We start from the raw sequence: 20,370 nt of genomic DNA, 5'->3' as shown, positions 1-20,370 counted from the left end.
GCCACGAGATCGGGGATACTCCCCTCTTCGATCGTTGCCCAGCCTAACCGAACAATTCCGACATGGAAACCCGGCCGGTCCTATTCGGTGGTTTCGCCCGCGTCGTCACCGCCACCGGTGATCGACGCGATCACACCGGCCAGGTCCTCCGGCTTCACCAAGACCTCACGCGCTTTGGACCCCTCGCTCGGTCCGACAACGCCGCGGGTCTCCATCAGATCCATGAGCCGCCCGGCCTTCGCGAATCCGACGCGAAGCTTGCGCTGCAGCATCGACGTCGACCCGAACTGACTGGACACCACGAGTTCGATGGCCTGCAGGAGATCGTCGAGGTCGTTGCCGATGTCGGCGTCGATGTCCTTCTTGTCACCGGCCTTCGCCGTCGTCACGCCCTCGGTGTACTCCGGATCGGCCTGTTCGCGGCTGAAGTCGACGACCGCGCCGATCTCCTCGTCGGTGATGAACGCACCCTGCATACGGATGGGCTTGTTGGCGCCCATCGGCAGGAACAGTCCATCGCCCATGCCGATGAGCTTCTCGGCGCCGGGCTGATCGAGGATCACGCGCGAATCGGTGAGCGAGGACGTCGCGAACGCCAGCCGCGAGGGCACGTTGGTCTTGATCAGGCCGGTCACAACGTCCACCGAGGGACGCTGGGTGGCCAGGACCAGATGGATACCGGCAGCACGCGCCTTCTGGGTGATGCGCACGATCGCATCCTCCACGTCGCGTGGCGCGGTCATCATGAGGTCGGCGAGCTCGTCGACGATGGCCAGGATGTACGGATACGGCTTGTACACGCGTTCGGAGCCGAGCGGCGTGGTGATCTCGCCGGAGTTCACCTTCGCGTTGAAGTCGTCGATGTGGCGGACGCGCGACGCCTTCATGTCCTGGTAGCGCTGCTCCATCTCCTCGACCAGCCACGCCAGCGCCGCCGCCGCCTTCTTCGGCTGTGTGATGATCGGGGTGATGAGGTGCGGGATGCCTTCATACGGCGTGAGCTCGACCATCTTCGGGTCGATCAGGATCATCCGCACCTGTTCGGGTGTGGCACGCGTGAGCAGCGACACCAGCATCGAGTTCACGAAGCTCGACTTGCCCGATCCGGTCGATCCGGCGACCAGCAGGTGCGGCATCTTGGCCAGATTGGCGCTGACGAAATCGCCCTCGATGTCCTTGCCGAGGCCGATCACCAACGGATGCTTGTCTTTTCGGGTCGATGACGCGTTGAGCACATCGGCCAGACGCACCATCTCCCGATCGGAGTTCGGCACCTCGATACCGACTGCCGACTTGCCCGGGATCGGCGCCAGCAGGCGCACGTTGTCGGTGGCGACCGCGTAGGCGATGTTGCGCTGCAGCGCGGTGATCTTCTCGACCTTGACGCCGGGTCCGAGTTCCACCTCGTAGCGGGTGACCGTCGGACCGCGCGTGTAGCCGGTCACCGCGGCGTCGATCTTGAACTGTTCGAGCACACCGGAGATGCGGTCGATCATGTCGTCGTTGGACCGGCTGCCCTGCTTGGGTGGATCTCCGTCGATCAGCAACGACGACGGTGGCAGCCGATAGTCGCCCTCGGGCACATCGGGTGCCGCAGGCGCGGCGGCCGGTTCCTTCTCCACGCGAGGTTTGCGGGGCGCTCGCGGCTTGCGCGGTGCCGGTCGACCGATCTCCTCGGTGATCTCGTCGACAATGGGTTCGGTGACCTCGTCGACGATCTCGTCGGTGGGTGCATCCGCGAGGCTCCGCGACGTGGCGCGCGATCGGCGGCTCGGGGTGACGTCGGGGGGATAGTTCTCATACGGATCACCGGAGTAGGCACGGTCACGAATCTGGCCGGCGGTCATACCGCGAGCCGAGCCCGCCCAGTCCGGCTCGTCGTAGCCGTCCACGTCGTCGTAGTCGACCGGGCCCGCATCGTCGTAGTCGTCGGAGTCGTAGTCGTCGTCGATGTGCTCGGTTCTCGCGGAACGGCCGGACGGATCTCCGAGTCCGAAGTAGCCCGCCGCAAAGTCGATGACCTCACGCACGGTCCGCCCGCTCAAGAGCAGCACGCCGAACGCGGCGCACAGCAGCAGGATCGGTACCGAGATCCAGATGGTCACACCGTTGGTGAGGGGTGTCCCGACCGCGAATCCGAGGAACCCGGACGCCCCGGACCGTCCGGGTAGGTCGATGGGAGCGCCCGCGATGAGGTGCATCAGGCCGAGGATCGGGAGCACCACGAGCAGACCACCACCGATGTAGCGGGCCCGGCGCTCCGGCGCGGGCGGTCGCCGCATCAGCACCACCGCGAGCGCCACGAGCGCAACGGGCAGCACCAGCACCACCGAACCGATGATCGCCCGGATCAACGCGTCGACGAACGCACCCACCGGTCCGGCCGCGCCGAACCACACGCTGGCACCGACAAGCAGTGCGAAGGCCAGCAACCCGAGCGCGACGCCGTCCCGGCGGTGCGAGTGGCCGGCCGAGGTTCGGTTCTGGTCGCGTCGACGTCGTACGAGGGATTCGCTGTCCTCGAAGCCGCCGTCGTCGGAGCCGCCGTCATATCCGACGACGTACCCCGTGTCGTCGCGATACTCGCCGTCGGGCGCGTCGAAGTCCGTCAACTCCTGGTCGTCATAGTCGTCGTAGTCTGCGCGCGCGTCGGCGCGCGGTCCGCTGCCGATGGTCGAACCGGCCCGTGCCATGCTGCCGACGCCCTTGGCGAGCAGCGACCACCCGGCGCCGATGCCCTTGCCGACCGATGCCGCGCCGCTGGCGGCGATCGACCGCCGGTGCAGGTCGGCCGACTCCGCTACCGCAGTGTTGCGTGGTGCCGGCTTCGGGGTGGCCTTCTTCGCGCGACCCGACGCCGACGCCTTGCCGGAGCCCTGATTACCGGTGCCCCGATTACCTGTGCGCTGCCTCCCGGCGGTCTGTCCGGTCCGCGACGAGCGCGTTCCTCCGGACTTCGCAGACGACGTTCTCCCCCGGGACGCTGTTGTCCCACCACGCGACGCGGACGCGCGTGAACCCGTGCTCGCTCTCGAAGCCATGCCGACAGCCTAGTATCTGAGAGTCACCACAGTCACATGAGCAACACCGGCAACACGATCGCGTATCGAATTCGTGACCCCTTCGAGTCAGAAGCCGCGCTTGCTGGCCTTCACCGCGGCTACCGCGGCATCGTCACCGGAGAATTCCAGGTCAACGGGTGCGCGACCGAACGCGAACAACGTCAGTTCGCCCGGGGTGCCGGTGATGGTGACCGGATCGCCGTGGCCGACCGTCACGAGGTCCTCACCGGAGTCGGTTCGCAACGTCACCGTCGCCGGCACGTTCTTCAACGCCATCTTGCCGATGCTGCGGGCCGGGGTCCGCAGGTCGGAACTCAGCTGATCGGAGAGTTGCCGTGGCACCCATGGTCCGTCGGGATCGGCGCCGCCGCGCAGCACATCCTCGTGGTGGACGAACATCTCCCCCAGGTTGGCCCAGCGATCGACCAGCTTGAACGGTGAGTAGACCGGTGGCCCGCCGGCCAGTTCGTCGAGGAGGACGTCCCAGTCCTTGGCAGCGGCGACGCTGCGGACCTTCTCGGTGTGCGGGGCGAACTGTTTGATCAGGATGCCCGGACCGGTGTCGAGTCGTCGTTCGCGAACCACGAGGTGCGCCAACAGGTCTCGGGTGGTCCATCCTTCACAGAGGGTCGGGGCGTCGGGCCCCTTGGCTCGAAACGTGTCGACGAGGGCTGCGCGTTCATCTTGGGCACTGGTCACTCCGCCCACCCTAGCCCGACAAAGGAACGTGTGCGGAACATCGTCCCAAGCAGGGGCTAGCCGTTCACCGCGAGCACTGTCGGCACGATCATCGGCCTGCGTCTGTACGTGTCGGACACCCAGCGGCCGACGGTGCGGCGGATGGTCTGCGCGATGCGGTGCGTGTCGGCCACGCCCTCGGCGGCGAGGGCATCGAGGGTCTTGTTGACCAGATCCGCGGCCTCTTTGAGTGCGCTGGGATCGTCGGAGAACCCGCGCCCGGACACCTCGGGAGCACTGACCGGTCGGCCGGTGGTCGCATCGACGGCGACGGTGATGGCGATGAATCCGCCCTCACCGAGCACGAGTCGCTCGGACAACGTCGACTCGCCGACGTCGCCCACCGACAGTCCGTCGACGTAGACATGGCCGACCGGAACGCGTCCGACGATCTCGGCCCGACCGTCGACCAGGTCGACGACGACCCCGTCCTCGGCGAGCACCACCCGGTCCTCCGGGACTCCGGTCGCGACGGCGAGTGCGGCGTTGGCGCGCAGGTGTCGCCATTCGCCGTGCACCGGCATCACGTTCGACGGCCGGACGGCGTTGTACAGATAGAGCAGTTCGCCCGCCGAGGCGTGACCGGACACGTGCACCTTGGCGCTCTGTTGGGTGATCACGGTCGCTCCGCGCTTGGCGAGACCGTTCACCACCGCGAACACCGAGTTCTCGTTGCCCGGGATCAGCGACGACGCGAGGACGACGAGGTCGTCGGCGCGGATGTTGATCTGCCGGTGCTCGCCACGCGCCATCCGCGACAGCGCCGAGAGCGGTTCGCCCTGCGAGCCGGTCGAGATCAGCACCACCCGATGGTCCGGCAGGGTCGCGGCGGTGTCGAGGTCCACCACCACACCGTCGGGCACCCGCAGATAGCCGAGGTCCTGTGCGATCTGCATGTTGCGCACCATCGACCGCCCGACGAAGGTGACCCGACGGTTGTGGGCGTCGGCGACGTCGATGATCTGCTGGATGCGGTGGACGTGGCTGGCGAAGGAGGCCACGATCACGCGTTGCTTGGCCTTGCCGATGACCTGGTCGAGCACGCTGCCGATCTGGCGCTCCGGCGTCACGAACCCGGGCACCTCGGCGTTGGTGGAGTCCACCAGGAACAGGTCGACCCCTTCGTCGCCGAGTCGGCTGAAGCCGGCCAGGTCGGTGAGCCGACCGTCGAGTGGCAGCTGGTCGAGTTTGATGTCGCCGGTGTGCAGGACGACGCCCGCCGGGGTGCGGATGGCGACCGCGATCGCGTCCGGGATCGAGTGGTTGACCGCGAAGTACTCGCATTCGAACGGTCCATGCGTGGTGCGTTCGCCCTCACGAACCTCCACCAGACGCGGCCGCAGCCGGTGCTCGCGACACTTGGCTTCGACCAGCGCCAGCGTGAACTTCGACCCGATGACCGGGATGTCGCCCCGCAGGCGCAGGAGGAACGGGATGGCGCCGATGTGGTCTTCGTGACCATGGGTGAGGATCACCGCATCGACATCGTCCATTCGGTCTTCGATGTAGCGGAAGTCCGGCAGGATCAGGTCGACGCCGGGCTGGGCGTCCTCGGGGAACAGCACGCCGCAGTCGACGATGAGCAGGCGGCCGCCGTATTCGAAGACGGTCATGTTGCGGCCGATCTCACCGATGCCGCCGAGCGCGACCACCCGTAGCGCGCCACGCGGCAGTCGCCGCGGCGTACCACCCGGCTGCGTCACCGGTTCGGCGGTCGGCCGAGCGGCCGGACGAGACTCCCCGCGCTCGTGACGTCCCTTGCGTCGCGACGATTTGGCGCCACCCGATTCCGGTTGATTCACAGCATGTTTGGGCCCTTTGCCACGACCACCATCGGCGTTGCGCGCGGGCTCGGCGGGCGGCTGCTCGGGCGGCCCGGCCTTGCGGGTCGCTGCGCGGCGGCGATTGGGCGGCTGACGATCGGGGCCGGTCATCAGTTCAACAGACCCGCGGCGCGGAGATCGGCGATGAGCAATTCGATTTGCGGTCCATCGGCGGGAACCTGCGGCAATCGCGGGTCCCCGACATCGATGCCGAGTATGCGGAGCGACGCCTTGACCATGGTCACGCCACCGAGCCGGCCCATCGCGTTCACCAGGGGCAGCATCGACGTGTTCAAGGTGCGGGCAGCCGCGAGGTCGCCCTTTTCGACGGCGATCTGCATGTCGCGCAGGCGATCAGCGACCAGATGCCCGATCACGCTGACGAATCCGGTCGCACCGATCGACAACCACGGCAGGTTCAGTGCGTCCTCGCCCGAGAGATACTCCAGCTCCGTGGACGCGATGATCCCGGCGGCCGAATGCAGATCGCCCTTGGCATCTTTGACGCCCTTGATCTTCGGGTGTTCGGACAGGGCCAGCATCGTCTCGTTCGCGATCGGCACCACCGAACGCGGTGGGATGTCGTAGAGCAGCACGGGCAGGTCGGTCGCATCGGCGACGGTCCGGAAGTGCGCGAGCAGACCAGCCTGCGGCGGCTTCGAGTAGTAAGGGGTCACCACGAGCAGTGCGTGTGCGCCGACCTTCTCGGACTCGACGGCGAACCGCACGCTCTCGGCGGTGTCGTAACTGCCCGCGCCCTGGGTGATCCGCGCACGGTCACCGACCGCATCGAGGACGACGCGCAGCAGGTCGAGCTTCTCGGGCACGGTGGTCGTCGGCGATTCACCGGTGGTGCCCGACACGACAAGTCCGTCGCAGCCCTTGGCGACGAGGTGATCGGCCAGCTCCGCGGCCTTGTCGAGGTCGAGTGCACCGTCGGGTGTGAATGGGGTCACCATTGCCACGACATTGGTCCCGAAGGGATGCGTGTGCAGCTGTTCGGAGACGGCGTTCATGGTGCTCAAGGCTACCGTCTCAGCCTTCGAGCACGAATGGTGAGGTCGCGACCTCTGTTCCGTCGGAGAGCGTCCCGATCTCGAAGTCCCCGAAAACGGTCGGCGCCACCGCCATGAGCTGACGCAGACACTCGATCGCGAGCTGTCGGATCTCCACATCCGCGTGCTCGGTGGCCCGCATTCCGACGAAATGCCGCCAGGACCGGTAGTTGCCGGTGACGACGATCTTGGTCTCGGTGGCGTTCGGCAGCACCGACCGAGCCGCCTGCCGGGCCTGTTTCCGGCGGAGGATGGCGTTCGGTACATCCGCGAACTTCGCCTCGAGTGCCGTCAGCAGTTCGGTGTAGGCCGCGCGGCTCGCGTCGGTGGCCGCGGTGAACTTCGCCTCGAGCTCGGGATCACCCACGATGGCCGGGGGTGCCACGACGTTCGAATCGTGTTCGGGGACGAACCGTTGGGACAGCTGCGAATACGAGAAGTGCCGGTGCCGGATGAGTTCGTGTGTGCACGACCGCGAGATGCCGGTGATGTAGAAGGTGACCGACGCGTGTTCGAGCAGCGACAGGTGCCCGACCTCCAGGATGTGGCGCAGGTAGCCGGCGTTGGTCGCGGTCCGCGGGTTGGGCTTGTCCCAACTCTCGTAACAGGCGCGACCGGCGAACTCGACGAGCGCCTCACCGCCGTCGGCGTCGGTGCTCCACGAGACGTCCTCAGGCGGTGAGAACTGCGTCACGGCCACCATCTTCACCTTGAGCGGCACCAGTTCCGACACGCCGCGCCTCCGTTTCTCGCCCCGCTGACGGTTTTCAGCCCGCTCGATTGTCCCCCACCGGAGGACTCCGGTCGCCGCCACCCCGCAGCCGGAGTCCTCCGAGGGCCGATCAGGTCGCCGGGACCGCGCCGTCGGCGAGGTTTCGGTGAACCTTCGGCGACCGGGCGGTAAAGTCCCCAGCGCAGCGTCGGCAGTGAGGCAGGACACGCTCGCCTCTCCTGCTGCGGCGGCGCATCATGAGCGCGCATGTGTCGGCAGCCCACCGATATCCCGGCTCTGCCGGGTCGTCGGTGACAACTCTTTCGGGGGCGAAGATTTCACCACAGACACCGAACGCCAACGAGCGTGCGGGAACATCACGACGTACTTTCCTGCGCTCCGGGGTCGCGGTCGCGGGGACCGCGGCAGTCCTCGGTCAGGCATCAGCGCCGGCGTCGTCGGCGCCGGCCCGAGGCGTGTTCGCGCACGGGGTCGCGTCCGGCGACCCGCTCCCCGACCGCGTCATCCTGTGGACTCGGGTGACGCCGACCCCGGCCGCGACACCTGGCTCGGGCATCGGTCCGGCGGCCGACGTGGTCTGGGAAGTGGCGCGCGATGCGTCGTTCGGGACAGTGGTCGCCACCGGACGTCGCACCGCCACGACGGACACCGACTTCACCGTGAAGGTCGACGCCGCCGGACTGGCCCCGGACACCCGCTACTTCTATCGGTTCCGCGTCGTGTCCGGTCCGGCGTCGGGCGCGGTGTCGCCGACCGGCCGCACCCGCAGCGCTCCAGCCACCGGAGCCGACGTCGGCTCGGTGCGGTTCGGAGTGGTCTCCTGCTCCAACTGGGAGGCAGGCTATTTCGGCGCGTATCGCCATTTGGCCGGGCAGCCGGATCTCACCGCGATCGTCCACCTCGGCGACTACATCTACGAGTACGAGACCGGCGGCTACACCGGCAAGACCGGCCCGGTACGCACGCATTCACCGCGCAACGAGACCGTCAGCCTGCGCGACTACCGGATGCGGCACGCCCAGTACAAGACCGACCCCGACCTTGCGCGGCTCCACATCATGCATCCGTGGATCTGCACGTGGGACGACCACGAGTCCGCCAACGACGCCTGGTCGGGCGGCGCGGAGAATCACCAGCGCAACGAGGGGTCGTGGGCGGCGCGCAAAGCGGCTTCCGAGCGGGCGTACTACGAATGGATGCCGGTACGTCCGGTGGTCGATGCGGGCGGACGTCACCTGTACCGCCGTCTGCGGTTCGGGACGCTGCTGGAACTGTCGATGCTCGACCTGCGCACCTACCGCGACGTCCAGGTGCCGGCGACCTCGCGCAAGATCGACGATCCCGGCCGCTCGATCACGGGCCGCGCTCAGATGGATTGGCTCACCAGAGGTTTGGTCACCTCCGACACCCGATGGCGCATCGTCGGCAACCCGGTGATGATCACGCCGGTGCTCATTCCGCCGCTCGAACCCAGGACCACCGCCGCGGTGACCGACCTCCTCGGGGTTCCGGGCGCCGGCGTGCCCTACAACCCCGATCAATGGGACGGGTACACCGCCGACCGCAAACGACTCCTGAATACGTTGCGCGCCAACAACATCGACAACGTCGTGTTCATCACCGGCGACATCCATTCGTCCTGGGCGTGCGACATTCCGGTGGATGCCGCGACGTACCCCGGGAGTGGCAGCGTCGCAACCGAACTCGTCGTCACCTCCGTGACGTCCAGCAACATCGACGACATCCTGAAGGTGCCGGCCAACACACTCGGCGCGGCCGTGCCGCCCGCCTTCATGACCGCCAATCACCATGTGCGATGGAATGATTTCGACGCCCACGGATACGCGGTCCTGACTGTCACACGAAACGCCACCCAGATGGACTGGTTCTTCGTGAACGAGAAGACCGATCCGAACACCGGCCAGACCTACGCGCGGTCGTTCCGGGTCGGCAGCGGATCGCAACGCGTCCAACCCGTCGCGCGTCCGGCCCGCTGAACGAGAGGACAACGATGTCAACGACTTTCACCCGACGTATCGGTACCGCAGTCGCGAGCCTGGCTGCCGTCGCGACGCTGATTGCCACCCCGGCTGTGGTCGGGTCCCCGCTCACCGGCACGGCGCATGCCCTGCCCGCCGACCTCGCGGTGCACGCGGTGCAGCTGACCGGCACCGAGAACACCCGGACGTTGGCGTACTACCGTGCCGCGGACGGCCGTTACGTCGACGACCTGGTGATCCGCAGCGACAACCTGTCCGCGATCACACCGGCCGATGGTCGCACCCTCGCGCAGCGTCGGGTGCGAACCGTGATCGATCTGCGCACCCAGATCGAACGTGCGCTCCAGCCCGACCGTCCGGTTCCGGGCGCCACCACCAAGGTGTTCGACGTCTTGGGCGGCGCATCCCCGACCACCCTGGTCGACCTGTCGAGTGCCTACAGGGCCTTCGTCACCGATCCCGGTGCGCGACGGGCATTCCGAGACACCCTGCTGGAGATCAAACGCACCACCGCAAGCGACAACTCGGTACTGTTTCACTGCTCGGCGGGCAAGGACCGCACCGGCTGGGCGTCGGCAGTGCTGCTCACGCTTCTCGGCGTCGACCGCGCAGGCGTCGAACGAGATTATCTGGCCAGCAACACCTTCCGGCACACCAGCCCGGCGGATCGGTTGAACGGCGTCAACATCGCCTGGCTGCGCACCGCCTTCGCCACCGCGGACCGGGTCTACGGCAGCTTCGACAACTACGTCCGACGCGGCCTGCGCCTCACCTCGCGGGACATCGCAGCCCTGAAGAGTCAGTTGTTGAAGTCTCCGTACAGGTCGTCCTTCAGCGTGTTGACCATCGGCGGCTGATCCGAAGAGTACTGTCTTAGGCCTCCTGAACTGCGACGACTCGCGGGCCCTGCATCGCCCGCACCTCCTACCACCTGCTGGTTGAGTCGCCACCACCCCGCTGGTTGAGTAGCGACGAGCGAGCTTGCGAGCCCGCCGCGTATCGAAACCTCGGGAGCCGACAACGTCAGCGACCACTGGGCTGCGGACACATCCACCTTGTCGGATTTCGATACACCTCGCCCTATGGGGCTCGGCTACTCAATCAGCAGGAGATCAGCCGGCGTGAAGGCCCAGCGATTAGCCGTCGACGATCGCCGACAGCTTGGCGTAGGTGTCGGGCCACCCGTGCACTGCGATGGACTCGATCCCGAGCGCTTTCACCGGGTAGTCGTTGCCGCCCTCGTCGAGGCGGTCGCCGAAGAACAGGATGTCGTCGACCCCGAGGTCGAGGATCTCCATGAGTTTGTTCGCGCCGTAGGCCTTGTCGATGCCCTTCTTGGTGACGTCGACCGACGTCGAACCGCCGCTGCGCACCTCGAGGTCGGGCAACAGTTCCGCGGCATAGGCGCGTAGTGATTCCTTCTTGGCGCCGTCGGGGTCCCAGGCGGACTTCGCGTCGACCGGCGCGGACTGTCCGAGCGCACTGAAGGTGATCTGGCTGCCCCGGTCTTCGAGGATGGGTCCCCACGTCTCGGCTTCCCAGAGCCCGAGTTCGCGTGCACCTGTCTCCAGGACGTCGAGGGTGCGCTTCTTCTCGTCGTCGCTCAGGTATTCGGCGTAGACGGTCTCCCATTCCGAACCCGACCACCGCACGTACTGCGTGCCGCAGGTCGGCATGAGGTGGAGGTTCCCCATGGCGTCGAACTCACCGAGCCGGTCGAGGACCTGGGTCTGGAACTGGCCGAAGCGGCCACCGGAGATGATGCAGCCGAGGCTGCGGTCGAGCATGCGGCGCAATAGTGCCACCATGTCGTCGGCCAGGGGACTCTTGGACGGTGCCAGGGTGTCGTCGAGGTCGAACATCACCAGGCGGTACTCACTGCCCTGATACGAAACCGTCATGGCGCAAGCATGTCATCCCCCGCGAGTGCGATGCGCGGCGGGATCGCAGCGCAATCACCCGATTGTGTCCACTGTCACCTCGAGGAGACGCACCGCTTCGAGACGATTCACCCGCGCCAGTGTCATGGCGGCGATGACCGCGCCCGCGATCGAGCGCGCCCGTGACATCACGTCGGCGGCGTGCGCGGCGGGCAATCGCGCGGCCACCCCCGCCGATATCGCCGCCAGCAGTTCGGCGTGGTAGGCGGCGATGACGCCACGGACGGCGGCATCGTCGTTGAGAGTGGTCGCCGTCGTCGCGACCAGTAGGCAACCGGTGGGTTCGTTCGCGTCGCCGAGTCGGGCGATCGCGGCCGACAGGCCGGTCAGATACTCGACGAGGGCGTCGGGATCCACCCGATCGGCCTGCAAGGGACGCAGCCGGGGACGGACGACGACGTCGAGATAGTCCCGCACCGCCGCATCGAAAAGTCCCCGCATGCTCCCGAACGCGTGGTAGACGCTCGAGCGCGAGAGTCCGGTCGCCCGCTCGACATCGCTGACCGACACCGCGTCGAAGCCCTTGTCCCAAAACAGATTCCGCGCGGCAGCCACCACCTCGGCGGTGTCATAACCAGGTGACCTTCCCATGACCTCGTTCCCCCGTCGTACACGTCGCTGCTTGTCCAACCACCAGTATAGCCGTATTGTGTAACGAGTAGTCCACAAAAGGAGTCGAACCCATGTTGGTCGTCGCCGCCATCTTGGCCCTGGTCGCCGCCGCGATTCACGTGTACATCTTTGTGCTCGAGTCGGTGTGGTGGACCACGCCACGGGGCCGGGCGGTCTTCGGGACCACCGAGGCTCAGGCCGTCGAGACACGCCAACTCGCCTTCAACCAGGGTTTCTACAACCTCTTCCTGGCCGTGATCGCGGCCGCCGGCGCGGTCGCGCTGTTCCTCGATCAGTCGGCGGTCGGCGCGACCCTGGTCATCGCGGGATGCGGATCGATGACGCTCGCCGGCGTCGTCCTGCTGGCCTCCGACCGCACCAAGACCCGTCCCGCGCTGATTCAGTTGGCCGCTCCCCTGCTCGCGCTCGTGGCGCTGGCAGGCTCCGCTCTCTGACGCCGCTCATCTCGACTCGACGAAAGGTCCCCATGTCGCACAACAGCACTCACATCCAGCTGGTCAACCGCCCGGTCGGCTGGCCGACCGCCGACGACTTCCGCACGGTCACCATCGAATACGGCCCCCTTCGCCCCGGACAGGTGCGGGTGGTCAACGAGTTCGTGTCGGTCGACCCGTACATGCGCGGCCGGATGATCGACACGCGCAGTTACATTCCGCCGTTCGCACTGGGCGAGACCATGACCGGCGGTGCGGTCGGACGTGTCGTGGAGACCACGGTCGACGAGTTCCCCGTCGGCTCCCTGGTGTCACATCAGTACGGCTGGCGTGACGTGGTCCAGGAGGACGCGGCCGGCTTCCGCGTTGTCCCCGAACCGCCCGAGGGCGTCGCGTCGTCGGTCTACCTCGGCATGCTCGGCATGACCGGCCTCACCGCCTACGTCGGGCTGCTGACGGTCGCGGCGATGCAGCCCGGCGACACCGTCTTCATTTCCGGAGCGGCCGGTGCCGTCGGGACGGCCGCCGGTCAGATCGCACGGCTCAAGGGTGCCGGTCGGGTCATTGGATCTGCTGGTTCCGCCGAGAAGGTCGCGCTGCTGACCGAGCGCTACGGCTACGACGCGGCGTTCAACTACAAGGACGGACCGAGCGTGCGCAAACAGCTGCGAGCTGCCGCTCCGGACGGCATCGACGTCTACTTCGACAACGTCGGAGGCGACCATCTCGAGGCCGCACTCGATTCCTTCAACGACGGCGGCCGAGCAGCACTGTGCGGTGCAATTGCGCAGTACAACAACACATCTCCGACGCCGGGTCCGTCGAACATGGCCAACATCATCACTCGCGGACTGACACTCACCGGATTCACCATCGGCCACTACCTCGACCAGGCCCCCGAGTTCACCGCCACGATGAGCCAGTGGTTTGCCGAGGGCAAGGTTGTCCACGACGAGACCGTGGTCGAGGGAATCGACAACGCGGTCGACGCTTTCCTCGGCCTGATGCGCGGCGCGAACACCGGGAAGATGGTGGTCAGGACGTCCTGAGGGCGTCGGCCAGATCGCCGCGATCGCCGATGTGCACCGCGTCGAGGCCAAGCCATGTGGCCATCTGCTGCAGATCAGCGGAGAGGCGCTCCGCGACAACGGTTTCCGGGCGTCCGCTCTCCAGGAACGCGCCGAGTACCTGGAGCACCCCCGACTTGCGATCGGCCTTGAGGTCGACGCGTGCGACGATGTCGTCGCCAAGAAGGTACGGCAGCACGTAATACCCGTGTACCCGTTTGTGTTCGGGAACGTAGATCTCGATGCGGTAGCGGAAGCCGAAGAGTCGTTCGGCGCGGGGCCGGAAGAAGACGAGCGGGTCAAAGGGCGACAGGATCGCCCCGCTGTCGACTCGACGCGGGATACGCACTCCCGCATGCAGATACGCCTCGTCGCGCCAGCCGTCGACCTGCACCGGGACAAGTTGTCCGGCGGCGACGAGGTCGGCGATCGCGGGCCGGACGTCGGCCGTCTTGGTGCGGTAATAGTCGGCGAGGTCCGCGGCGGTGGCGACACCGAGTGCAGCGGCGGCACGTGCGGTGAGTTCTCGGTGCGCGTCCTCTTTCGACACCTGCAGACCGGCGAGTTCAGCACCGACGACGCGTTCGGTGAGATCGTAGTGGCGCACGAAGTTCTCGTTGCGAACAGCCGACAGGTCGCCCGCCGCGAACATCGCCTCACAGACGTGCTTGACCTCGCCGCGGTGCCACCAACCGCCCGGAATACCGGCCGGTCGCTCGATGCCGAGGGTCTCCTCGATCTGCTTGGGTGTGCTCGGCCCACGTTCGGCGATGACGGCGTGCACATCGGTGGCGAGGTCGCGGTTGCGTTTCATCACCTCGCGCGTGTAGCGGTAGCGTCCACCGCGGAATTCGTCTCGGCGCCAACCGAACAGCGGCCAGTCCTCGATCGGGATCAGCGCGGCCTCGTGTGCCCAGTACTCGACGAGGAGGCGGTTGCCGCGACATGGTCGCCAGGCCGCGCGGTCGAGCAGGTCCCGGTCGTAAGGTCCGAGCCGGCTGAACATCGGCATGTAATGGGCTCGAGCGGCAATGTTCACCGAGTCCATCTGGAAGAGTCGCGTCCGCCCTATGACGCGTTTCAGGTGCGTGAGGGTCGGATCGGCCGTCGGTGGCTTGTCCGTGAATCCTTGTGCGGCGAGCACGATTCGGCGCGCCTGCGCGAGCGAGAGATCGCCTCGGCTCATCCGCGCACGAGCGCGTGCCGGACGTAGTCGACAAAGCGATAGCGCAGGCCGGTCGTCGACGACAGCCATTCGCCCGCACCTGCGGTGTCCCAGCGGTATGGGTCGATCTCCGGTGCAAACGCGTCCGCGCCCTCCACCAGGATGTCGATCTCGGTGACCCGCAGATGTGTCGCGATCTCCATCGACGCCTCGTAGATCTGGCCACCGCCGATCACGGTCACCGGACCGTCGACCAGCGCGAGCGCATCGTCGACGGTGTGCACGATCTCCGCGCCGTCGGCCGTATACGTCGCCGACCGGGTGATCACCACATTCCGACGACCGGGCAAGGGGCGGAACCGGGCCGGTAGCGATTCCCACGTCTTGCGGCCCATGATCACGGGGTCGGCGCCGGTGAGCTCCCGGAAGCGACGCATGTCCTCGGGGACCCGCCACGGGATGGTCGAGTCACGGCCGATCGCGCCGACGCGGTCTTGCGCCCACAGCAGTGTGATGGTGGCGGCCATCAGACCGCCACCGGCGCCTTGATCCCCGGGTGACATTGATAGCCGACGATCTCGATGTCGTCGAACTCGTAGTCGAAGATCGAATCACGCTGCCGCAGTTGCAGTGTCGGGTACGCGAACGGTTCGCGGGAAAGTTGCAGCCGAACCTGGTCGACGTGGTTGTCGTAGATGTGGCAATCACCGCCGGTCCAGACGAATTCGCCGACGTCGAGTCCCGCCTGCTGCGCCATCATGTGGGTCAGCAACGCGTAGGACGCGATGTTGAACGGGACGCCGAGGAAGAGGTCGGCGCTGCGCTGATACAGCTGGCAGGAGAGTTTGCCGTCGGCGACGTAGAACTGGAAGAAGGCGTGGCACGGCGGCAACGCCATCTGCGGGATCTCCCCCACATTCCAGGCCGACACGATGTTGCGCCGCGAATCCGGGTTCGTCTTGAGCAGGTCGAGGGCGGCCGAGATCTGGTCGATGTGCTCACCCGACGGAGTGGGCCAGCTACGCCACTGGACGCCGTACACAGGCCCGAGCTCACCCTGCACGTCGGCCCACTCATCCCAGATGGTGACGCCGCGCTCCTGCAGCCAGCGCACGTTCGAGTCGCCGCGCAGGAACCACAGCAACTCGTAGACGATCGACTTGAGGTGCACCTTCTTGGTGGTGATGAGCGGGAACCCCGCCGACAGGTCGTAGCGGAGCTGGTGCCCGAACAGACTCCGGGTACCGGTGCCGGTGCGATCGGCCTTCGGCGTCCCCGAGTCGAGGACCAGCGCCAACAGATCCTCGTACGGAGTCGGGATGGTCTCGGTCGAGGAGATGTCGCGGATCGCCGTGCTCACGATCATCCAGTGTAGAGCCACACCCGCTGATCGAGCCGGTACCGAGCCCCACAGGGCGAGGCACCGTGTCGAGATCACTCGCGTGTGACATCTGAGGCGCACGTGACTGACGAGGTACCCTCCAACCGTGCCTCCCCGGAGTCGTACTCGTGCCAATCGCTACGCCCGCCGTCGGCGATTGCGCGTCGCCGCTCGCGACAACGATCTCACCGACGTGCAGTGGGCCGCACTCACGACAGCGTGGGGCGGGTGTGCGTACTGCGGGGCGTCGGGCACCCCGCTGCAGCGCGACTGCATGCTCGCCATCTCGCGCGGCGGCAGCTACACGCTGGCCAACGTGGTGCCCTGCTGCGGGTCGTGCAATGCCAGCAAGTGCAACACCGAGGTGACGACCTGGATGCGTCGCAAGAAGCTCGACGAGAAGGCCTTCCTCGTGCGCCAGATGGAGATCTCGCGCGCACTCATCTCGAGTCCTGCCGAGCCGGATGTGGGCCCGGACACCACGGACGCAAGCCTGTGAGATGAGCGGCGTGGGGGCGCTCTGCGGAACTGCGCGGCCGAGAATGGGCGTTGGAAGTCACGAGGCAACGATGCCGCCATGACCACCCCGAGCACCACGACTCCAGCCCACAAGGCCAGAGCGCTGCTCGGACCCGGAGCCACGAGCATCCGGCAAACCCAGAGGAACTTCATGACGCACCCCACCCCTGCCACCACTCTGATCACCCAGATCACGCACACGGCGTGCGCAGCCCGCACCGCACCCGCGACTTCCGACGAAGCGGTTGCCCTGGCCTCCTCGGTCAGCGACCTCGTCGCCGCGGCTCGCGTTTCGGGTCTTCCCGACGCCGCGATCGACGCCGCCCTTCGCGGCGCGCGCGCCGACGCGGTCAGCGCACTGCCCACCCACACCTACCGGGTGGTCGCGGTCGAGGACAGCGTCGGTGCCCGCCACTACGAGGTCCGTTCGACCGTCGACGACGAGCGGGTCGTCGGCTTCTACAGCCCCGACATCGCTCGGGACGCGGCGCGCATTCTCAACACCGGCATGTGCCCGGAGTCATGGCTGCCGGCGGGCGACCGACTGCGCTGATCGCCCGCACGATCACAACTCTTCCGCCTTCAGCGCCACGATCAGCCGCTTCAGGGTGTCGCGGGTCGACGCCAACTCTGCGGGCTCCACGGTGTCGGCGAGACGGTCGTTGACGACTGCTGCGCGGGCGGTGATCGCCCGGAGCACTTCACGACCGTTCTCGGTCGTTTCCAACAGTGGTGACGTCCGGTGGTCGGGGTTCGCTCTCAACTCAGCCAGTCCGGCGGCGACCAGATCGTTTGCCACACGCTGCACGCCTTGACGTGTCACACCAAGGCGGCGAGCCGCTTGGGGAACGGTCAACGACCGCTCGGAGACCGCGCTGAGCAACTGCCATCGCGCCTGCGTTTGGCCTTCCTCTGCCGCAACAGCTTCACCCGAGCGTCGCAACAGGTCGGCGAGTTCGAAGACGTCGGCCACCAGCAATGCCATCTCGTCTGCCATGAGATCCCCTTTCCGATCTTGACAAGATGTTGTCAATATGGCGTAGTGTTGTCAATGTCCGGCTCACCGGCCGGATGTCGCCACACCCTCGCATCGGAGAACCCCATGACCACAGCGCTGACGAATCTTCAACGCGCACAGCAGGATGCCGTCGCGAATCGCCCAGCGATCCACGGTTTCCCCCATCTGGCGGAGACACTGCGCCGCGCGGGCGTCCGCACAAACACCTGGTGGCTTCCGGCGATGCAGAGTCTCTATGAGACCGATCTGGGCCCTGTCGTCGTCCAAGGCACGCCGCTGATCGACGGGATGGCCGAGGTTCCGTCATTCGACAGCACAGCCCTCATCGCGGCACTGCGCGCCGATCAGGCGGGCCGGACAACCTTTCCCGAGTTTGCCGCAGCCACATGGCGCGCCGGTGTGATTCGCTACGTCGTCGACCTCGAGAACAGGACGTGCACCTACTTCGGTCTGCACGACGAGAGCTACGTCGAGCACTATGCAGCAGTGGAGCTTTCACCTGACGGGCAGGCCACCAATCAACCCATCAGCGCAGCGGCGACAGTCGCTCCGAGTTCCCAGCACGCCTCGAGGTCGTCCTTCGACGGTTTGCCCGAGACGGTGACGTACTCGGCCGCCTTGGTCCAACCCAATCCGGTGGTGATCGAGTCCACCGCTTTCTCCGCGCCCTCGGTGCCCTCGTTGCCATGTAGGTAGAGACCGAACGGACGGCCTTTCGTCGAATCGAGGATCTGGTAGTAGCTCACGTCGAAGGCGTGTTTCAGTGCGCCGCTGACGTATCCGAGGTTCGCCGGACTCCCGAGCAGATACCCGTCGGCCTCGAGGAAATCGCTCGCAGACACCGACAGCGCGGCCCGCCGCACCACGTCGACGCCTTCGATCTCGGGGTCGGTGGCTCCACTGATCACCGCCTCGAACATCGCCTGGCAGTACGGCGACGGCGTGTGATGGACGACCAGGAGTTGCGTCACCGCGTCCTCCTCGCTCGGCCCGCGATTGCCAGCAGTCGATCCTCAGCGCTCGACGATGCAGGCTCGACCGCGGGGCCGATCATCCCCATCGCCCGGAACTCCTCGAGGATCGGCGTCGCTTCGGTCAGCACATAGTCGGCCAGCGCATCCGACGGCACCCACTCGATTCCGATCCCGACCGCGAGGTCGTGGGTGTGCAGCGTCAGTTCCATCGCGCGCATCGTCAGGAGCTGATGCCCCGGGCGCGGTCCGGCGCGATGATCAACCAGCTCATCGAGGTCGGCGTCGCCGGCAGCCTCACGCAGCATGGTCTCGTACGTCCAGAACTCGCCGACCGGATCGTCGACGATGTAGTCGGTGCCGCGCGTCGCCACCGTGTCCGCGGCACTCGCACCGGCCAGAAGCATCGCGTACCGGTGGCCACCGCCGATCGTGTGGTTGATCAGATCGCGGTTGGTCCATTCACCGCAGCCGCTTGGTCGGTCCAACGCGGCCGGACCGACCTGTGCGAGCGCGTCGGCCCAGAGCTGTTCGGCGTCGTAGAGCGCGCGAACCGTGTCGGTCACCCGGGCTGCTCCTCGCCGTGGAACTGGGCGACGGCGCGCTTCATCATTGCGCGCGCACGACTGCGGTCTCCGGCGTAGTCGTAGGCGCGCGCGATACGATAGGTGTTGCGCCAATCGGACGGATCGGCCTCCCACTCCGCCTTGACCTGGGCGAACAGCTCATCGGCCGCGTCGCGTTCGATACGTCCCGACGCACGGCGCGGCAACTCCGAGACGTCGAGCTCACGGCCCTCGTCGGCCATGATCGCCGCGAGACGCTGATGCTCGATGCCGGCGCGAAGCGTCGCGTAGACCAGCCACACCCCGATGATCGGCAGCACGATCATGCCGATGCCCAGGCCGATCCCGGCGACGGTTCCGGTGGCGATCAGCCCGATGCCCCGCCACCCGAGCAGGACGAAGTAGACCACGAGAGCCACCACCATCAGGCCGATCATCCACACGATCGGCCGCGCGTCGCGCGGGCGGGAAGCCTTGTCCTGCTTGGGTTTTCCGGTCACCGGCTCACAGATCCATCAGTTCTTCGAGGCCGACGGTGAGTCCCGGACGCGAGCCGATCTCGCGGACACCGAGCAACACACCGGGAGCGAACGACGAACGGTCCAGGGAGTCGTGCCGGATGGTCAGCGTCTCCCCTTCGGTACCGAGCAGCACCTCCTGATGGGCAACAAGCCCGGCGAGGCGCACCGAATGCACACGCACACCGTCGACCACCGCACCGCGGGCGCCGTCGAGTTCCTCGGTGGTGGCGTCCGGACTCGGTCCGACGCCCGCGTCTGCACGCGCCTGCGCCACCAGCGCAGCCGTGCGGTAGGCCGTTCCCGACGGCGCGTCCGCCTTGTACGGGTGGTGGAGTTCGATCACTTCGACGGAGTCGTAGAAGCGCGCGGCCTGCGCGGCAAACCGCATCGACAGCACCGCCCCGATCGCAAAGTTGGGCGCGATGAGCACGCCGGTGCCGGGACTGTCGGCCAGCCAGCCCGCCACGATGCGCAGGCGCTCCTCGGTGAAGCCGGTGGTTCCGACCACAGCGTGAATCCCGTTGGAGATGAGGAACTTCAGGTTGTCCATGACGACGTCGGGGTGGGTGAAGTCGACGACGACCTCTGTGTCGGTGTCGGTGAGGAACTCGAGCGCATCGCCCTTGTCGACACCGACGGTGTACGTGAGATCGTCGGCCCGATCGACCGCGGCGACGATCGCCTGGCCCACCTTGCCGGCACTGCCCAGCACACCTGTCCGGATACCGCTCGCCATCTCTGCCC

At 66.9% G+C, this 20,370-nt stretch carries 21 protein-coding genes and 1 pseudogene; 7 read left to right on the top strand and 15 right to left on the bottom strand.

The features are described from left to right. Positions 1 to 80: 80 nt before the first annotated feature. The 5 genes from ACWDTF_RS03750 to thyX form a co-directional block, all read right to left on the bottom strand. Positions 81 to 3,041 carry a DNA translocase FtsK gene (locus ACWDTF_RS03750; protein WP_449753973.1) on the bottom strand — a complete coding sequence of 987 codons (2,961 nt, stop codon included), beginning with the start codon at positions 3,039 to 3,041 and terminating at the stop codon, positions 81 to 83. An 87-nt stretch (positions 3,042 to 3,128) separates the two neighbouring features. Next, positions 3,129 to 3,761 carry a TIGR03085 family metal-binding protein gene (locus tag ACWDTF_RS03745; protein WP_355276028.1) on the bottom strand — a complete coding sequence of 211 codons (633 nt, stop codon included), beginning with the start codon at positions 3,759 to 3,761 and terminating at the stop codon, positions 3,129 to 3,131. A 56-nt stretch (positions 3,762 to 3,817) separates the two neighbouring features. Beyond that, on the bottom strand, positions 3,818 to 5,734 hold the full coding sequence (locus ACWDTF_RS03740; RefSeq protein ID WP_449753972.1) for a ribonuclease J: 1,917 nt from the start codon (positions 5,732 to 5,734) through the stop codon (positions 3,818 to 3,820). After that, positions 5,734 to 6,639, bottom strand: a complete 906-nt coding sequence (gene dapA, locus ACWDTF_RS03735; RefSeq protein ID WP_433259170.1) for a 4-hydroxy-tetrahydrodipicolinate synthase — start codon at positions 6,637 to 6,639, stop codon at positions 5,734 to 5,736. Before dapA ends, ACWDTF_RS03740 begins: the two co-directional genes overlap by 1 nt. Positions 6,640 to 6,658: 19 nt before the next feature. Further along, positions 6,659 to 7,411: an FAD-dependent thymidylate synthase gene (gene thyX / locus ACWDTF_RS03730; RefSeq protein ID WP_240856951.1), complete on the bottom strand. Its 753-nt coding sequence runs from the start codon at positions 7,409 to 7,411 to the stop codon at positions 6,659 to 6,661. Between the two features lie 236 nt (positions 7,412 to 7,647). Between thyX and ACWDTF_RS03725 the strand changes: the two genes are divergently transcribed. Continuing rightward, on the top strand, positions 7,648 to 9,408 hold the full coding sequence (locus ACWDTF_RS03725) for an alkaline phosphatase D family protein (protein WP_240856950.1): 1,761 nt from the start codon (positions 7,648 to 7,650) through the stop codon (positions 9,406 to 9,408). A gap of 14 nt (positions 9,409 to 9,422) precedes the next feature. Next, the gene (locus ACWDTF_RS03720; RefSeq protein WP_449753971.1) at positions 9,423 to 10,268 is read left to right on the top strand and encodes a tyrosine-protein phosphatase; all 846 of its coding nucleotides are present in this window, start codon (positions 9,423 to 9,425) and stop codon (positions 10,266 to 10,268) included. Positions 10,269 to 10,547: 279 nt separating this feature from the next. Here ACWDTF_RS03720 and ACWDTF_RS03715 read toward each other — a convergent pair whose 3' ends face one another. Both ACWDTF_RS03715 and ACWDTF_RS03710 read right to left on the bottom strand, forming a co-directional pair. Beyond that, positions 10,548 to 11,312, bottom strand: a complete 765-nt coding sequence (locus ACWDTF_RS03715; RefSeq protein WP_240856948.1) for an HAD-IIB family hydrolase — start codon at positions 11,310 to 11,312, stop codon at positions 10,548 to 10,550. A gap of 54 nt (positions 11,313 to 11,366) precedes the next feature. Then, positions 11,367 to 11,942, bottom strand: a complete 576-nt coding sequence (locus tag ACWDTF_RS03710) for a TetR/AcrR family transcriptional regulator (RefSeq protein WP_355276020.1) — start codon at positions 11,940 to 11,942, stop codon at positions 11,367 to 11,369. A 92-nt stretch (positions 11,943 to 12,034) separates the two neighbouring features. Here ACWDTF_RS03710 and ACWDTF_RS03705 point away from each other — a divergent pair, with 92 nt between their 5' ends. Beyond that, positions 12,035 to 12,418, top strand: coding sequence for a DUF1304 domain-containing protein (locus ACWDTF_RS03705; protein ID WP_449753970.1), 384 nt, complete (start codon positions 12,035 to 12,037; stop codon positions 12,416 to 12,418). Between the two features lie 32 nt (positions 12,419 to 12,450). After that, entirely contained in the window at positions 12,451 to 13,467 is a 1,017-nt protein-coding gene (locus ACWDTF_RS03700; RefSeq protein ID WP_240856945.1) for an NADP-dependent oxidoreductase, read from the top strand. On the opposite strand, the gene ACWDTF_RS03695 is transcribed toward ACWDTF_RS03700, so the two are convergent. From ACWDTF_RS03695 to ACWDTF_RS03685, 3 genes are read right to left on the bottom strand one after another with little or no spacing between them, the layout of a single operon-like run. Continuing rightward, the gene (locus ACWDTF_RS03695) at positions 13,454 to 14,671 is read right to left on the bottom strand and encodes a winged helix-turn-helix domain-containing protein (RefSeq protein WP_449753969.1); all 1,218 of its coding nucleotides are present in this window, start codon (positions 14,669 to 14,671) and stop codon (positions 13,454 to 13,456) included. The two genes, ACWDTF_RS03700 and ACWDTF_RS03695, sit on opposite strands and share 14 nt — an antisense overlap. Next, positions 14,668 to 15,177: a dihydrofolate reductase gene (locus tag ACWDTF_RS03690; protein WP_240856943.1), complete on the bottom strand. Its 510-nt coding sequence runs from the start codon at positions 15,175 to 15,177 to the stop codon at positions 14,668 to 14,670. The genes ACWDTF_RS03695 and ACWDTF_RS03690 overlap by 4 nt, the downstream gene beginning before the upstream one ends. Further along, complete coding sequence (locus ACWDTF_RS03685) at positions 15,177 to 16,010, bottom strand: thymidylate synthase (protein ID WP_355276016.1); 834 nt, start codon at positions 16,008 to 16,010, stop codon at positions 15,177 to 15,179. The genes ACWDTF_RS03690 and ACWDTF_RS03685 overlap by 1 nt, the downstream gene beginning before the upstream one ends. Before the next feature lie 127 nt (positions 16,011 to 16,137). Between ACWDTF_RS03685 and ACWDTF_RS03680 the strand changes: the two genes are divergently transcribed. Both ACWDTF_RS03680 and ACWDTF_RS03675 read left to right on the top strand, forming a co-directional pair. Continuing rightward, positions 16,138 to 16,530 (top strand): HNH endonuclease, encoded by a 393-nt coding sequence (locus tag ACWDTF_RS03680; RefSeq protein WP_240856941.1) that lies wholly within the window; start codon positions 16,138 to 16,140, stop codon positions 16,528 to 16,530. Between the two features lie 171 nt (positions 16,531 to 16,701). After that, positions 16,702 to 17,103 (top strand): hypothetical protein, encoded by a 402-nt coding sequence (locus ACWDTF_RS03675; RefSeq protein ID WP_240856940.1) that lies wholly within the window; start codon positions 16,702 to 16,704, stop codon positions 17,101 to 17,103. 12 nt (positions 17,104 to 17,115) lie between these two features. Here ACWDTF_RS03675 and ACWDTF_RS03670 read toward each other — a convergent pair whose 3' ends face one another. Continuing rightward, the gene (locus tag ACWDTF_RS03670) at positions 17,116 to 17,547 is read right to left on the bottom strand and encodes a MarR family winged helix-turn-helix transcriptional regulator (RefSeq protein ID WP_355276013.1); all 432 of its coding nucleotides are present in this window, start codon (positions 17,545 to 17,547) and stop codon (positions 17,116 to 17,118) included. A gap of 54 nt (positions 17,548 to 17,601) precedes the next feature. Here ACWDTF_RS03670 and ACWDTF_RS03665 point away from each other — a divergent pair. Continuing rightward, positions 17,602 to 18,018 (top strand): annotated as a pseudogene (locus ACWDTF_RS03665) (DUF1398 family protein); the annotation flags it as partial. A gap of 68 nt (positions 18,019 to 18,086) precedes the next feature. On the opposite strand, the gene ACWDTF_RS03660 reads toward ACWDTF_RS03665, so the two are convergent. The 4 genes from ACWDTF_RS03660 to dapB form a co-directional block, all read right to left on the bottom strand. After that, positions 18,087 to 18,488: a flavodoxin family protein gene (locus ACWDTF_RS03660; protein WP_240857035.1), complete on the bottom strand. Its 402-nt coding sequence runs from the start codon at positions 18,486 to 18,488 to the stop codon at positions 18,087 to 18,089. A gap of 47 nt (positions 18,489 to 18,535) precedes the next feature. Beyond that, complete coding sequence (locus ACWDTF_RS03655) at positions 18,536 to 19,105, bottom strand: TIGR03086 family metal-binding protein (RefSeq protein WP_355276011.1); 570 nt, start codon at positions 19,103 to 19,105, stop codon at positions 18,536 to 18,538. Continuing rightward, positions 19,102 to 19,542: a hypothetical protein gene (locus ACWDTF_RS03650; protein WP_240857034.1), complete on the bottom strand. Its 441-nt coding sequence runs from the start codon at positions 19,540 to 19,542 to the stop codon at positions 19,102 to 19,104. Before ACWDTF_RS03650 ends, ACWDTF_RS03655 begins: the two co-directional genes overlap by 4 nt. Positions 19,543 to 19,609: 67 nt before the next feature. Then, positions 19,610 to 20,362: a 4-hydroxy-tetrahydrodipicolinate reductase gene (dapB, locus tag ACWDTF_RS03645; protein ID WP_355276009.1), complete on the bottom strand. Its 753-nt coding sequence runs from the start codon at positions 20,360 to 20,362 to the stop codon at positions 19,610 to 19,612. Positions 20,363 to 20,370: the final 8 nt, after the last annotated feature.

This window comes from Gordonia sp. NPDC003422, from assembly GCF_053588675.1.
Note: the sequence above shows the minus strand (reverse complement) of the source record. Positions and strands in the feature narration are given on the sequence as shown.

Excerpts from the sequence above, each read along its gene's own strand:
- ACWDTF_RS03710 (WP_355276020.1), bottom strand. The coding sequence starts at position 11,942 with ATGGGAAGGTCACCTGGTTATGACACCGCCGAGGTGGTGGCTGCCGCG.
- ACWDTF_RS03705 (WP_449753970.1), top strand. The coding sequence starts at position 12,035 with ATGTTGGTCGTCGCCGCCATCTTGGCCCTGGTCGCCGCCGCGATTCAC.
- ACWDTF_RS03650 (WP_240857034.1), bottom strand. The coding sequence starts at position 19,542 with ATGATCGGCCTGATGGTGGTGGCTCTCGTGGTCTACTTCGTCCTGCTC.
- ACWDTF_RS03675 (WP_240856940.1), top strand. The coding sequence starts at position 16,702 with ATGACGCACCCCACCCCTGCCACCACTCTGATCACCCAGATCACGCAC.
- dapB (WP_355276009.1), bottom strand. The coding sequence starts at position 20,362 with ATGGCGAGCGGTATCCGGACAGGTGTGCTGGGCAGTGCCGGCAAGGTG.
- ACWDTF_RS03740 (WP_449753972.1), bottom strand. The coding sequence starts at position 5,734 with ATGACCGGCCCCGATCGTCAGCCGCCCAATCGCCGCCGCGCAGCGACC.
- ACWDTF_RS03715 (WP_240856948.1), bottom strand. The coding sequence starts at position 11,312 with ATGACGGTTTCGTATCAGGGCAGTGAGTACCGCCTGGTGATGTTCGAC.
- ACWDTF_RS03695 (WP_449753969.1), bottom strand. The coding sequence starts at position 14,671 with ATGAGCCGAGGCGATCTCTCGCTCGCGCAGGCGCGCCGAATCGTGCTC.
- dapA (WP_433259170.1), bottom strand. The coding sequence starts at position 6,639 with ATGAACGCCGTCTCCGAACAGCTGCACACGCATCCCTTCGGGACCAAT.
- ACWDTF_RS03660 (WP_240857035.1), bottom strand. The coding sequence starts at position 18,488 with ATGTTCGAGGCGGTGATCAGTGGAGCCACCGACCCCGAGATCGAAGGC.
- ACWDTF_RS03750 (WP_449753973.1), bottom strand. The coding sequence starts at position 3,041 with ATGGCTTCGAGAGCGAGCACGGGTTCACGCGCGTCCGCGTCGCGTGGT.
- ACWDTF_RS03725 (WP_240856950.1), top strand. The coding sequence starts at position 7,648 with ATGAGCGCGCATGTGTCGGCAGCCCACCGATATCCCGGCTCTGCCGGG.
- ACWDTF_RS03690 (WP_240856943.1), bottom strand. The coding sequence starts at position 15,177 with ATGGCCGCCACCATCACACTGCTGTGGGCGCAAGACCGCGTCGGCGCG.
- ACWDTF_RS03720 (WP_449753971.1), top strand. The coding sequence starts at position 9,423 with ATGTCAACGACTTTCACCCGACGTATCGGTACCGCAGTCGCGAGCCTG.
- ACWDTF_RS03670 (WP_355276013.1), bottom strand. The coding sequence starts at position 17,547 with ATGGCAGACGAGATGGCATTGCTGGTGGCCGACGTCTTCGAACTCGCC.
- ACWDTF_RS03700 (WP_240856945.1), top strand. The coding sequence starts at position 12,451 with ATGTCGCACAACAGCACTCACATCCAGCTGGTCAACCGCCCGGTCGGC.